The sequence below is a fragment of the Prochlorococcus marinus str. GP2 genome (genome assembly GCF_000759885.1).
Lineage (GTDB): Bacteria > Cyanobacteriota > Cyanobacteriia > PCC-6307 > Cyanobiaceae > Prochlorococcus_A > Prochlorococcus_A marinus_J.
In genome coordinates, this window is sequence record NZ_JNAH01000007.1 from 117,060 (window position 1) to 129,623 (window position 12,564).

General features: G+C 28.1%; 20 protein-coding genes and 1 pseudogene. 12 read left to right on the forward strand and 9 right to left on the reverse strand.

The features are described from left to right. Window positions 1-278 precede the first annotated feature (278 nt). Window positions 279-584, forward strand: a complete 306-nt coding sequence (locus EU91_RS02400; protein ID WP_032524834.1) for a DUF3303 domain-containing protein — start codon at window positions 279-281, stop codon at window positions 582-584. 142 nt (window positions 585-726) lie between these two features. Here EU91_RS02400 and EU91_RS09460 read toward each other — a convergent pair whose 3' ends face one another. Beyond that, the gene (locus EU91_RS09460; RefSeq protein ID WP_193741627.1) at window positions 727-891 is read right to left on the reverse strand and encodes a hypothetical protein; all 165 of its coding nucleotides are present in this window, start codon (window positions 889-891) and stop codon (window positions 727-729) included. Between the two features lie 520 nt (window positions 892-1,411). On the opposite strand from EU91_RS09460, the gene EU91_RS02395 reads away from it, so the two are divergent. The 5 genes from EU91_RS02395 to EU91_RS02380 all read left to right on the forward strand — a co-directional run bounded on the left by EU91_RS02395 (window position 1,412) and on the right by EU91_RS02380 (window position 3,477). After that, window positions 1,412-2,134, forward strand: a complete 723-nt coding sequence (locus tag EU91_RS02395; protein WP_032524803.1) for a pseudouridine synthase — start codon at window positions 1,412-1,414, stop codon at window positions 2,132-2,134. A gap of 75 nt (window positions 2,135-2,209) precedes the next feature. Then, entirely contained in the window at window positions 2,210-2,455 is a 246-nt protein-coding gene (locus EU91_RS02390; RefSeq protein WP_032524804.1) for a DUF1651 domain-containing protein, read from the forward strand. Between the two features lie 120 nt (window positions 2,456-2,575). Then, on the forward strand, window positions 2,576-2,737 hold the full coding sequence (locus tag EU91_RS09465; RefSeq protein ID WP_193741632.1) for a hypothetical protein: 162 nt from the start codon (window positions 2,576-2,578) through the stop codon (window positions 2,735-2,737). 205 nt (window positions 2,738-2,942) lie between these two features. Next, complete coding sequence (locus EU91_RS02385) at window positions 2,943-3,200, forward strand: hypothetical protein (protein ID WP_032524805.1); 258 nt, start codon at window positions 2,943-2,945, stop codon at window positions 3,198-3,200. Window position 3,201: 1 nt separating this feature from the next. Beyond that, a complete protein-coding gene (locus EU91_RS02380; RefSeq protein ID WP_032524806.1) occupies window positions 3,202-3,477 on the forward strand; it encodes a hypothetical protein in 276 nt (91 codons plus the stop codon). Between the two features lie 411 nt (window positions 3,478-3,888). On the opposite strand, the gene EU91_RS02375 is transcribed toward EU91_RS02380, so the two are convergent. From EU91_RS02375 to EU91_RS02355, 7 genes are all read right to left on the reverse strand, one after another. Beyond that, complete coding sequence (locus tag EU91_RS02375) at window positions 3,889-4,149, reverse strand: DUF1651 domain-containing protein (protein ID WP_032524807.1); 261 nt, start codon at window positions 4,147-4,149, stop codon at window positions 3,889-3,891. Next, complete coding sequence (locus EU91_RS02370) at window positions 4,149-4,418, reverse strand: hypothetical protein (RefSeq protein ID WP_082303037.1); 270 nt, start codon at window positions 4,416-4,418, stop codon at window positions 4,149-4,151. The genes EU91_RS02375 and EU91_RS02370 overlap by 1 nt, the downstream gene beginning before the upstream one ends. Window positions 4,419-4,634: 216 nt before the next feature. Next, window positions 4,635-4,922, reverse strand: a complete 288-nt coding sequence (locus EU91_RS02365; RefSeq protein ID WP_032524809.1) for a hypothetical protein — start codon at window positions 4,920-4,922, stop codon at window positions 4,635-4,637. A 459-nt stretch (window positions 4,923-5,381) separates the two neighbouring features. Beyond that, on the reverse strand, window positions 5,382-5,555 hold the full coding sequence (locus EU91_RS09470) for a hypothetical protein (RefSeq protein WP_193741628.1): 174 nt from the start codon (window positions 5,553-5,555) through the stop codon (window positions 5,382-5,384). Between the two features lie 213 nt (window positions 5,556-5,768). Then, the gene (locus EU91_RS09475; RefSeq protein ID WP_193741629.1) at window positions 5,769-5,918 is read right to left on the reverse strand and encodes a hypothetical protein; all 150 of its coding nucleotides are present in this window, start codon (window positions 5,916-5,918) and stop codon (window positions 5,769-5,771) included. Window positions 5,919-5,955: 37 nt separating this feature from the next. Next, window positions 5,956-6,138, reverse strand: a complete 183-nt coding sequence (locus EU91_RS02360) for a hypothetical protein (RefSeq protein ID WP_032524810.1) — start codon at window positions 6,136-6,138, stop codon at window positions 5,956-5,958. 193 nt (window positions 6,139-6,331) lie between these two features. Next, window positions 6,332-8,227 carry a tetratricopeptide repeat protein gene (locus EU91_RS02355; RefSeq protein ID WP_032524811.1) on the reverse strand — a complete coding sequence of 632 codons (1,896 nt, stop codon included), beginning with the start codon at window positions 8,225-8,227 and terminating at the stop codon, window positions 6,332-6,334. Window positions 8,228-8,684: 457 nt separating this feature from the next. Between EU91_RS02355 and EU91_RS02350 the strand changes: the two genes are divergently transcribed. Next, window positions 8,685-8,993, forward strand: coding sequence for a hypothetical protein (locus EU91_RS02350; RefSeq protein ID WP_032524812.1), 309 nt, complete (start codon window positions 8,685-8,687; stop codon window positions 8,991-8,993). Window positions 8,994-9,373: 380 nt separating this feature from the next. Continuing rightward, a complete protein-coding gene (locus tag EU91_RS09480) occupies window positions 9,374-9,511 on the forward strand; it encodes a hypothetical protein (protein WP_193741630.1) in 138 nt (45 codons plus the stop codon). Window positions 9,512-9,599: 88 nt separating this feature from the next. Here EU91_RS09480 and EU91_RS02345 read toward each other — a convergent pair whose 3' ends face one another. Beyond that, complete coding sequence (locus EU91_RS02345) at window positions 9,600-9,968, reverse strand: hypothetical protein (protein WP_032524813.1); 369 nt, start codon at window positions 9,966-9,968, stop codon at window positions 9,600-9,602. 223 nt (window positions 9,969-10,191) lie between these two features. On the opposite strand from EU91_RS02345, the gene psbF reads away from it, so the two are divergent. The 4 genes and pseudogenes from psbF to EU91_RS0108780 all read left to right on the forward strand — a co-directional run. After that, a complete protein-coding gene (gene psbF / locus EU91_RS02340) occupies window positions 10,192-10,488 on the forward strand; it encodes a cytochrome b559 subunit beta, long form (RefSeq protein WP_032524814.1) in 297 nt (98 codons plus the stop codon). Between the two features lie 12 nt (window positions 10,489-10,500). Beyond that, the gene (locus EU91_RS02335) at window positions 10,501-10,686 is read left to right on the forward strand and encodes a hypothetical protein (protein WP_032524815.1); all 186 of its coding nucleotides are present in this window, start codon (window positions 10,501-10,503) and stop codon (window positions 10,684-10,686) included. A gap of 587 nt (window positions 10,687-11,273) precedes the next feature. Next, entirely contained in the window at window positions 11,274-11,687 is a 414-nt protein-coding gene (locus EU91_RS02330) for a hypothetical protein (RefSeq protein WP_032524816.1), read from the forward strand. 557 nt (window positions 11,688-12,244) lie between these two features. After that, window positions 12,245-12,564: pseudogene (locus EU91_RS0108780) on the forward strand (porin); the annotation flags it as partial.

Genomic DNA, 12,564 nt, shown 5'->3' on the forward strand with positions numbered 1-12,564 from the left:
AAGGGCGTTAGCTTCGCCCCAATTAAAAGCAGGATAATCCCCATCACCCAGCTCTTTAAAATCCTAGCACTATATATGGTGTTTGTAAGTAATAAAAATTACCTATTTATGGGGTTGTTTGTTTCTGTTTAATTTGTCATGATAGGAGTCCCCATCACCTAGGCTCGCAAGAGTCTTTTTTTTTGCATTTATGCCGTAAGTTTTTATAAATTAGTATTTAAAGATTTTTTATTTAATTTTTAGATTTGATTAATAATAATAAAGAAAATATTTTAGTTATGCAAACATATATTATTCACTGGCAATTCCCAGATCAAGAAAGTCATATGCAAGGTGCAGAAACTTTCGCTAGTTTTGTAGAAGGGGGTTGCGAGGGTGATGAATTTGATGGGTTTAAAGTTGTCAATCGAGTGGTAAACCCAGAAGGAGCCAATGGCTGGGCAATTGTTGAATCTTCTAATCATCAAAATATTTGGAAATGGAGTAATATTTGGGTGGATAATTTTGGTGTAGAAATTGAAGTCACGCCAGTTTTAACAGATCAAGAATTTCTTGCTGTTCATAAAGATATTGCTGCAACCTAGGATTAAGCTTTGATCCTGCAAGGTTTTACAGTCATTTTATAGTAGGGGTATTTTTTTTTCCGAGATAATCCTTGTCTCTCTTATATGAGGATATATAACTGTTTTTCTATTAAATTCATAACTAGCAATATATTTGTAAATACTAACCAAGAGAATCTAAATCTCTCCTATGATGAACTGTATTAACTTCATCATTTGAGCTCTTCTGTTCTTTCATTAAATCTGCAATAGTTGGATAATCTTTTTCATTATCAAGATTTCTATAATTTTTATCTTGGATTAAGAATGGTGATACTTTGAAATTCATAGTTAAATACCTCAAAATTTTTGTTGGATTCTGATTACAGACCCTGGGTTTTCATTGACGTAGGGGTTGGACTCTCTTATTAGCATTAAACACTCGTAAGCGTCTCGAGCATAGAATCCAACATGATGTGTATTACATGATAAATCTCTGTAACTCAAAACATATTTATTACAAGATTTGATAGGCGTTGACGGCATTTGACATATAATACTTACTATTATTTTCTAACTAAATACACCTAGTAAACGACTAATAAATGTGTACGGTTTGAGCTACAAAGATATACGGATTGAGGACCAACAAATAAATTTAAAATTGGATAAAATAACAAAAATTTTAATATCTTTAATAAACTTTATTATTTAATCGTAAAAATTTAAGGCCTTTGTGAAATCTAATAGAAATAAAAGAATTGTTTATCATGACATTACTTTTAATATTTTCTTATAAAAATACTTCAACGCTAAATTAAGCATCTTTTGCTCGCATATTTAATATAAATAAAGGGTAACTTTGACAAATGGCTACCAGAATAAATAAATATTTAAGTGAAGTCGGTTATTGCTCCAGAAGAGTAGCCGATAGACTAATTGAAGAAGGGAAAGTAACCATTAATGGTAAGATTCCAGAAATAGGTACTAAGGTAGAGGAAGGAGATTATGTGGAAGTTGATGGACAAAGAATAAAGAAATTAAAGAAACAAAAAAACATATATTTAATCTTTAACAAACCTGTAGGAATTGTTTGTACTACTGATATAAAAGTAGAACCTGACAATATTATTGAATTCATTAACTATCCTATAAGAATCTTTCCAGTAGGAAGATTAGATAAAATGAGCGAAGGATTAATTTTTTTAACTAATGATGGAGAAATCGTAAATAAAATACTTAGAGCAAGAAATAATCATGAGAAGGAATATATCGTAAATGTTAATCGTCCAATAAATAAAGACTTTATTCAAAGAATGAGTAATGGAGTTGAAATATTAGAAACCAGAACTAAAAATTGTTTTGTAGAACAATTGGGGCTAAAAAAATTTAAAATCATACTTACTCAGGGACTTAATAGACAGATTAGAAGAATGTGTGAGACCTTAGGCTACAGAGTAAAATCATTAAAGCGTATAAGAATTATGAATATTAAGCTAGATTTACCGACAGGTAAGTACCGCGAATTTACTAAAGAAGAACTTTTTGAATTAAAAGAGTTACTTAAAAACTCTTCAAAAACATTTGACTAAAAATTATTACTTATTCAGATGAAACATCTGCTCCATATCAATTATGAAATTCTTACTTCAAAATTCGGTTAAACAATGGCTACATCCTTTTGGTTAATTAATTCAAACAGAACAGAAGTAAAAAGATTTATAAAAAACGGTAAAAGTATTGATGGAGTATTTGAGTATATGTTCGTAGAGACTGGTAAAATTGTTGGTGTACTAGGAAAAGAACCACCTATAATTACAACTACAGTTTCTGTAGATATTGAGTTAGCAAGAGAAATATATGAAAGATTACTTTCTCAGGGATGGAGGAAAACTGAAGAAGTTTGGAAATAAAAAAGGAAATACAAGATTATTAGATAAAAAAATAATTATTAATTTTTATCTTAGAAATTTTGCTATTCAATAATTAAGAGAAAATATAGATATTTAAAAGTTTCCTCAAATTAAATTTAAATGGTTGAAAATAAAGGAATGTTGGATCCAATTCTTTATTTATCAATGTTTTTAGGGCTTGGGGGAGTTTATGTATTAATCTCTTCTTTCCATGATGATGATGATAGTGATGATGGTGAAAAATATATTTATAATTTAAAATACACTAAATTAGTTAGGTAGTTTGAAAAAGATAAAAGCTAATAGTTAAATAGAAGGTCTCATTTAAACCTGTACATCTTCAAACTCTCTTAGCAAACGAAATCATCATAATATTTTGCAATAGTTGAGCTTTTATCTCTGTAGACCAATTGCCTATGTTTGTTTATTAATTTGCGCTATTTTGGTTTATCTGATCTGCAGAAAAAGTCTTATTTGGTTAAAGATTATGGGTAAATTTTTTGAAAAGAACTTAACAATTGTTCTTCTCGCCATAACAGGTTATTTTTTGTTCTCTATTTCAAACAGTTTGAAAGAATCAGCAAAATATGATTCAGATATTAGAGCATGTGCAAAGATGAAAGCTTTTTTTAATGATAAAGAGTTATCAAAGTTCTATCAAAAAGAGGCGTCTGCAATCGCAGGTGTAGAAGTTACGTTTATTGGTGAATATTGTAAAAAATTAACTCAACAAAACATTTTTTGATATGAGTAAGAAAAAATTTTATAAAGATCTTTATTTTAGAATAATACCAACAATTTTTTTTGGTTTTGCTTTAGGTGTTATTTTGATTTGGCCTGGTATTATTTCTGGAAATAGCAGAAAATGTTTTTTCAATATTCTTAAAGATGGAAGTGATGGGGATATCGAATTAAAAACTATTCTCTCAATTAATTCTAATTATTTACTAAAAATTAAAAATGCTAGAAATAATTATTTAAAGATTTTGCTTGTTGGCGATTCATGTTTTAGGAGGTTTTAAATTTGCAATTTGCAACTAAAAAAGGTTTTTAAGTGAAATATTAGGGCTTGATTTATTGAGGGGATATTGTTATTACCAAGACTATAGCTCTAATAAAATCTGGGCGATAGGATTACAACAAGCATCATATTGCTTCCAAATTATCTTCAAAACAGTGTCATAACTATTATTTATGGTTATCTCAATCAGTACTCTCTAAAATCTATAAATGAACGGTTTAAACTCTTTTCCTGATTCTTATTCCCTTCAGTGAACTTAAAAAGTTATTAATAAATACCTTATATTTTTTTGGAGGTGAATTATTTATGTATTGGAACGCTAGAGAATTTTTTTAAAAACAAATTTGTCAGTAATCTCTATTATTCTGAAATCAATTATTTTGAGGGGGTTCTAGTAAAGCCTCTTTTGTTTTCAAAGATGCCCCTCGAAGTAGTTTTTGAAGATACTTGTTTTCTTCCATCCTTCATCTAACAACTGCTTATATTCCTTCCTAGCTTCTTCAATAGTCTCTACTCTCGAACCTTTCATGACTGGTTTACTTGATCTCTTATAAACACAACCATAAGAAATCATCATTGCATTAATACTAGTTCTAGGCTTTGATACATCTTCAAATGGCTCAAAAACTTTAATTCTGCTCCTGTCCATATTTATAAGAATAAATTTCTCCATTACTCACCTTTGGATAAAAGATAGTTCAATAAGATACCTCCAAAGACTAATAAACAGCCCAAAACTAAAAAAACAAATAAATCTATTAATGATTTATTAGTATTTATTTTTAGAAACGTCAAAATAAAAGCAATTAGTGGTAACAATAATATTGTTTTTGAAATAAGTGCATGATTCCATTTCCTTATATCAGTTTCTTCTGTATTTAATTCTTGATACATCTTTTCTAGCTTTTTTCTTTCTTCTTCCATCAAATAAGTAATAGACAAATCATTGCTCCAATACTAAAAATTAAGCTCCAACCCTGCGAATTAATAGTCATTAAAATTAGACCTTTTATTTAAAGAGTAAATAATTTTGAAACTTATGCTATAAGTTAATTCAAAGATTTCTATCAAAATTAATCTCTATATTAGTAAATTCACTATTTGCATTTAATGCAGTAGGTAAAACGATGGATGCTACAAGTGGGAGTAGAAACCGTTTCATTTTATGCCTAAATATCTCTCGCAGTAATAATTAGCTAACTCCCGATTATTATAATTTTTTATTTTCTTAAGATTAAGCTTCTTCATCGCTTCATCGCCTGTAATTTGATAACTTGAATTTAATTTCGCACAGGTATCTTTCACTTTCGTTTCATTATGAAAAGGGGTTCCTAAATAAAAAGCAAAAATAAATAGAAATAAATTAAAGGTTACAATTCTTCTATGATTTCTCCACCATTCATAAGAATTTAAGTTAAAAACTTTTTTTAATTCTTTTTTAGCCATAAAAAAATAAGGTTTTATCCCTCTTAGTTTAGATCGACTGTCAATCACAGAAGTGCTATTTTGAATTAAATAGTTCTAACAACGTGCCACTAGATTAATGAAGACTATGGAATATTTAGACGAAATCATTAAAGAAATTAGAGGCAAAACATATGATAATAAGCATGCTGACATATATGTAAGAGAGCTTTTAGATCAAGATAAAGAATATGATTAACTTTTCAATTTTTATAGAAGGTATATTCAAGCCTTTATTCGGTTAAGGTTTATTTGTTTTTTATAAGAGATCAAAGAGAAAGAAAAGAAAATTATATGCACCACCTACTCATCAAATACCTTGTTAAATGATCGGAAGTTTACCAAAACTAATTGCAATTATTATGGTTTTGTTAATTGTAGGAAGCACTTTTATTGGTGGAATTATTTATTTTGTTAGATAAAGTAAGTAGCTGTTTTTGATTATGAAAAATTTAAAGGGTAATCAATATTTTTTGGTTCTAAATGTTTTATATAGCAAGCTGTTGTGCAGTCGACTCCTTCACTATTGATACTACAGGATGTTATACATTCAAAGAAACTTTTCAAAGCATCTGCATCTGATTCTTTCATATTTGTATAAATGTCGTTTTTCATTGTTAATCCTCAAATCTTAAGCTTATCTAGCAATTTCTTCTAAAGAGTGTCAAATTTTAGGTAAAGTACCTATTCACCTTTTTATGAAAAAAACTATTGATATATATCGAGTAATTTTATATAAATTCCCAAAAATACTAATGTTGCAATACCCACTCCAATAACCGTACTTGGTTGATAAAGCCAAAGCTCCTTAAAAAATTCCATTTAACTTTAAAAAGTAAATTGGTAGTTTTTATACATTTTTCTATAGTCTTCATGCAATCTTTCAGTTGCTAATTTTCTTTTATTAATTACATCTTTATTTAAATCGATCTCGTTGAAATTTCGATTGAAAATAATTAATGGGGTAGTTAGTTTCATAAAACCTCCTTATTTAATAAAGACAAAAATTAATAATTCAGTCACAGTAAATTAAACAATTTTGATTTGTTGGATGTTCTTTACATTCTTTCTCCCAAAAGTTTTGAAACTCAGGAGTAAATTTCTCAAGTTCTTTTGGAGTCTCATTAAGATTTAGCCCTGCATAGTTAAACGCAGTTAAGTATCTTTGGAGAACATTGAATTGATTGAATAGTTTCATAATACCTCCTGGATCTATACCTAATATTGTCCTCCTTTTGACTAGAAATTCATAGAGTATTATTACCCGAGTAAAAGTGCTTTGTGGTTGTCAAGACTATCCTTTTGCATTCATTTGTGAAGTAAAAATACTCAAATCGAATATATTTTAAATACTTGTAAGTTATTTTTAACTATTAAATTAAATCTAGAAATTATTTATACATTCTCAAAATATTTTCATAAACTTCCTCTAAATTTTTTGTAAAAACTTTTTGATTAAAAAATACACCAGATTTTTTCTGACTATTAATTTTATTTTTTAATACTTCTAATTTTCGTTTGTTTGAGGAGTAAAAAACTACTTTTTCTATATATTCTTCAATTGATTTGCAAATGAGTTCATCTAAATCTAGAGAATGTAAGATACTTCCACCTACTCTTGAAGAAAAACTTTTTCCTACAAGAGTTACGAAAGGAAGCTCTGACCAAATACATTCTACTAAAGTGGAATGCCCGTTATAATTAAAAGTGTCTAAAAAGATATCAGCTGAATTATATCTAGAAACATGTTCTTCGTAAGAACTTACATTTTCTGCAAATAAGATTCTTTCTTTGTCAATTTTTCGAGTAGCGAAGAAAGACAATATATTTTCTCTAGCAATATCTAATGGTTTTTTTAACCATAAATATGTATTTTCTGATTTTATAAGAATATTTGCCCATGCATCTACTACTTCTTCAGATAATTTGGAAGTTTTGTGAAAAGCTGCGAGAACTATTGATTCGTTAGGTAAAGAATTGATCTGCGCAACTTTTTTTGTAGCATGGTAATCATACTTGATGGAATTTATAAATGAATTAGGCATTTGAATAATTTTCTCAGAATAATATTTATGAAATTTTTTTGGAATAACAAATTCATCACCTAAAAGAAAGTCAATGTTTGATATACCTGTTGTTCCAGGGAACCCTAAATAATTAATCTGTATTGGAGCAATTCTCTGATTAAATATGTTTATCATATTTTTACTTGTATATCCCATTAAATCTACTGCTATATCTAAATTCTCTGAGCGTATTTTAATGACTGCTTCTTTTACAGATAAGGATGAAATACAACTGAAAGAGTTAAAATTAATTTTTAGATTTTTAGTAATATTATCTTCTACATTATTTAATGAGTAAGCATGTATTTCAAACTTTTTTTTATCATGATACATGAATATAGTTTCCATAATTTTGGAAACTGGATGATCATTAAAATTTGCTGAAATATATCCAATTTTGATTTTTTTATTTTTTTTTAATCGAAGGTTATTTTTAAACATTCCTCCCAATCTTTTACTTAAATTTAAGGCTCTTTTATATTGTTTATTGGGAGAACAATCTAAATAAAAGAAAGTTAATAAATTAGATATTTCATCTTCTTCATTCAATCCAGCATTATCAATATAATTTTTTAACTTCTTAATAGATTTGATATTAAATGTATTTAGATAAGTTTCTAATAACCCTATCTTTGCCAGGTTAAAGTTTTTATTACATTCTAGAGCACTTTTATAATTTTTTTCTGCATCAATGAAGTTTTTTTCAAGTGCATAGATCGTTCCAATATTATAAAAAGTCATAGGTATATTATTATCTATCTCTAATGACTTTTTGAAATATTTCATTGCCTCCACAAGATCCCCTAATTTCTGATAAATAGTTCCAATATTTATGTAGGCTCCTAATAATTTGGGATTGTACTCGAGAGCTTTTGCAAAATAATTTAAAGCGCTTTTTATATCTCTGGAATCAATCAAATATCTGCCAATATCACAATAAGCTTCAGCATAATTTTTTTTTACATTAATTGCTTTTTGCAAGCACTCAAATGCCTCTTTTCTTTTCCCAAGTCTTTCATATATACCTGCGAGTCTGTGAAAAGTAAGATGATTAAAATTCCCTTTGTAAATTAAATCATTATAAATCTTTGCAGATTCTAAAAATTTTCCTTCTCTAGCTAAAATTATTGCTTTTTTTGTTTGGGAAGATAACTCAATATCTTTAACTAAAAAATTCTCATTGTTTTTTTTATAAAAATTATTACCAAATCCTTTATTCATATACTTTATTATGTGTATCCAAAAGAGAGGTAATGAAAATTAATTAATATAACTAACTATATCTTTTTTATTTTAAAAATCATAGGAAATCTTAAAAAAAATAATTCCTGAAAATAAATAATTTTAATTGCCACTTACTTTAGATCAACTTTCAATTAATTTGTCTACTTTTTATCAAAGTAGTAATTAAGTAAGGCCTTCTTAATAAACCAAGAAAAGTTAATTTTCATGAATCTTTAAAAAAACCTAAATTTGTTAGAAAACCTTATATAGATCTTGATTGTATATAAGTTATTCAAATCATCTTAAGTAGCAGAAATTACCAAATACGTTTGTGTATTTTGAAATCAATATTTTTGCGTACGAAAACACCCTAAAACAAACTTTTTCTTGAAATAAAGATTGACAAGACATTCATAAAAAAAACTTCTATAAAACATTAACTTCTTTTATGAATATGTTTCTAACAAACAAGACTCGTTTAAAAATTAAGGATATCGTTAGGAGGATTTCAATAGATGAGCCAGTCTCATTGGAGGAAAGGATTTATGTGGAAAAGTTTGCAAAACATAATTCAACTATATGGACATGGTTAAAGAAAGCAAACAGCTTAAGAAGATATGGAAAACAACATTCAGATGGAATTAATGGACTGATCCAATCACTTGGACTTGATGGCTTGGAAGTTGAAAGTCATTTTGATCCTAAAAATGATGATATTGCTGATTGGTTTAGTGGGTCGCCTGATTGGGTAAGAAGAAGCTAATTGATACTTACAAAAGATTGATTTTCAATAAATCTGTCCACTATCTGTAAAAATTAGGCGTGGATAAATTTTTCTAATAAAAAAGCGAGTCTGGTTAACTTGTTCATATGAATTAATTTTGATTGAGTAGGGGGCAAGATTCTAACCTGCGACCTAGTGCTCCCAAAGCACTTAATAGCCATAGTTCAGCACTAGGTTTTCAAACTATATCTAATTATTTGCTTGGTTCTGCGAAGTTTGTCGCGACAAATAAAGTAATATTTGTCCGAAATTTGTCCGTAAAATATTAGTTAAGAAAAATTTGACTAGCATTTTATACAAGATATTGATCTATTTAAATCAATAAAGATTTGAGATTTGGAATATAGTTTTGGGGAATTATGAGCAAAATTTTGGAATCATTTGATTACTTCGAATATCTAAATTCAATATCATTTCATCCACCTGCAATGATAATTACTACACTAGTATTCTTTTATATAAGAAGAAAAATTTTATTAGCTGGCAAAAAACATTAGCAATCTATTTAATATTTATATTTTTGAATGAGTCAAAAATTAAATAAACAAAGCAAGTAATAAAAACAATTACATATATAGATTCCATTTAACTTACCGTTGTTATTGAACTGCTTAATCCATAAGTGAGAAAAATAAAACTTGCAAAAGTAACTCCTATCATTATTGTTGTGTAGAGTTTATTTAGTTTGAAATTATTACTTGCAGATGAAAAGTCTGCAATAACAAAACTTTTCATTGAATATTTATCTCTATTTCTAAAATTATTGCTCTTTACCAAATTGCCTAGAATTGGATCTGTAGCAACTTTTATTTCTTGATTGATAAAAGAATTTAAACCTTTATCTTCATTGAAGAATCTTGGAAACATGTATGCATGCCATAAAGCTATTATTGCCACCCAAAAAACTACACTAACTCCTGCAAAACCAAAAAGTAAAAATCTAAAGGTTTCCATATTTGTTTTTTAATTAACTAAAATCTACATCAGAAAAAATATCTAAATATCGCGATCCAAAAAAATATACTTTAAATAAATCAATTAATCATTTCATGATGTTACTAATGATTAGAAACAATGTTATTAAGGGTATTTCTTTAAATATAAGTTAATGATCAAATCATTTATTTAACTAAAAAAGACAAAATAATAATCAAATTTTTATTATTACTTTTTAGAAATGGATTTCAGGATTTTACTTGTTATTACACCAATAATTTTCTCATGGATATTTACAGTCTTTTGGTTGGGTAGGTGGGATGTATTTAGATTAACACCACTAGGATTACCAAAGAAGGGAGTAGCTCCTTTTAAAAATTATCAAGTATGGGAAGATTCAGCATTAATTCCTGATACTGGCAGACCATCAGAGGGTTATCCAGTATTTACTGTGAGAACCGCAGCAGTTAATGCCCTAGGTATTCCAACGGTTTTCTTCCTTGGAGCAATATTGGCAATGCAGTTTAAATCTTATTAATAGGAAATTTTGATGGATATTAGATTTTTAATTGTTGTAGCACCATTTTTAATAGCATTTTTTTATACCTTATTTTGGCTAAAAAAATGGGGTGCTTTTAATTCTACGAATAATAATTTGCCAAGAAATATTTCTCTTAAAAATGAATCAATAGAACAAAGTTATATTTTAGAGAATATCTTTTTAACAAAAAATTAATCAAATTTTTCTTACCCTTTAATTAATACCTTGTCATGATTCCAATAGAACAGTTTTTGTTTTTTGCAGTTTCTCTTTATGCATTTTTTTATCTTTCAATAACTATCGTAAGTACATTAATTAGTTTTTCCTAAGCAATAATTACATAAAATATTAAACACTTATTTGTATAAAATTAATCTTCCTGTATCCTAAAGATCATTATATAAATATATAAGTAGATATTAGGGCAATCTACTAACCGCTAGCTTTGATAAAGCGGTTCGTAATGAGAACCTCCCTTTGACCTCATTTTCTTTTTCGCAATCTTAGAAAATGAGGTTTAAATAATTTTTAATAGTGTAGGAATTCAAAGTTAATTTTCTATATAAATTCAGTCATTAAATTTTATTCATAATTATGTATATTATTTACTTTTTAAAAAAGAGTTTTTTATATATAAAGAATATGTAGATATTTGGCAAATCTGCAACGGTATAGATTCCGTCTTTATGAACCTAGCCAACGAAAATATTCTTAACTACGTTTTAGTTATTTTAGTAGTTAGGAATATTTTTATTTTAAGGTTAATTTTTTCTTAAAAACAAATGATCAATAAATCACAAAAAGTATCCTCATTAGAAAATATTTACAAGAATTTGGAATCTGGCATGCCAGAGAATAAATCTATTAAAGACTTTGCTCTACCTAATGCGAGACAGTGGTTAGGTGGAAGATATGTAGCCCTTTGGGTATTACCTATTTATTTAATTGGAAAAATCGCAAAATTCGCAGCTTCCTCTGCATTTATAAAACCATATTCTCCAATTAATAATGGCCCTTCTTATAAAAGACCAGAAACTTTGTACACCTCTTTAAAAGGTGTTTTTAAAGGAGAAGACCATTTAAGATTTTTTGATCATAGGTTTATCGCTATTTGGGTATTGCCTATTGCTTTGACTGGAATTGTTTTTGAAGTGCTTTTTATATCTCCCACAAAAAATACTTTCCCTTTCAATTAAACACCTTTTGTCCGCAATTCGTCCGCAATCATTGAGGACAGAATTTAAGCAATAAAAAAGACATGTTGAGAAACCTTTCTACGACATGGATTATCATAGTCGGGTCAAGATGATTTGAACCTGCCACCTAGTGCTCCCAAAGCACTGGGCGTTATTTTTAAGAAAACCTTGAAACTTAAGTTATAGCCTAGACTAACTATAGATGGTGGAACGAGTTTGAGACAGCTTATTGCTAAATCTTTGAAGATCATACAAGATATTATAAAACTTTGAGCCCCCTCATCAATTGAGATGTCAAAAAGATGGAGATAAATTAATAAATTATATTTTCTCTGAATTCGCAAGTTTGAGTTTCATAAGCAATTTATATCGAAAATATGCCGCATAGTTAATTTGTATACCGATTCATTTTTTGCCATATTGGTTGATTGCGTCAATGGGTATATGAATATCACAACAAAAATGAAAATCATTTTCATTTTTGCTATAATTTAATTAATCACTTTAAATTGTATTTTTGGTGATTCTCTTTCAATTTTTTTCGTGTGAGGAAATTTATGAAGCTTTTTAAAAGCTTGCTTGTAGCTCCTGCGACATTAGGCTTACTTGCGCCTTTGTCTGCTACAGCAAACGAAATCACAATTAATGATTTCGCACCTGCAGAAGAACTTGCAGTTACAAATAGTCGTGTTGATGGTCTTGAAGCTAGACTTAACGACTTTGAAGCTGGTTCATTCTCAACAACAACAACTGCATCTTTCTCTGTAGATATGGCAATTGGTGCTGTTGATGGTAACACCACTAGCGAAGCTCTTACAGCTGTCTACGGTTACCAAATGGATCTTTCAACATCATTTACTGGTGAAGATACTCTTGC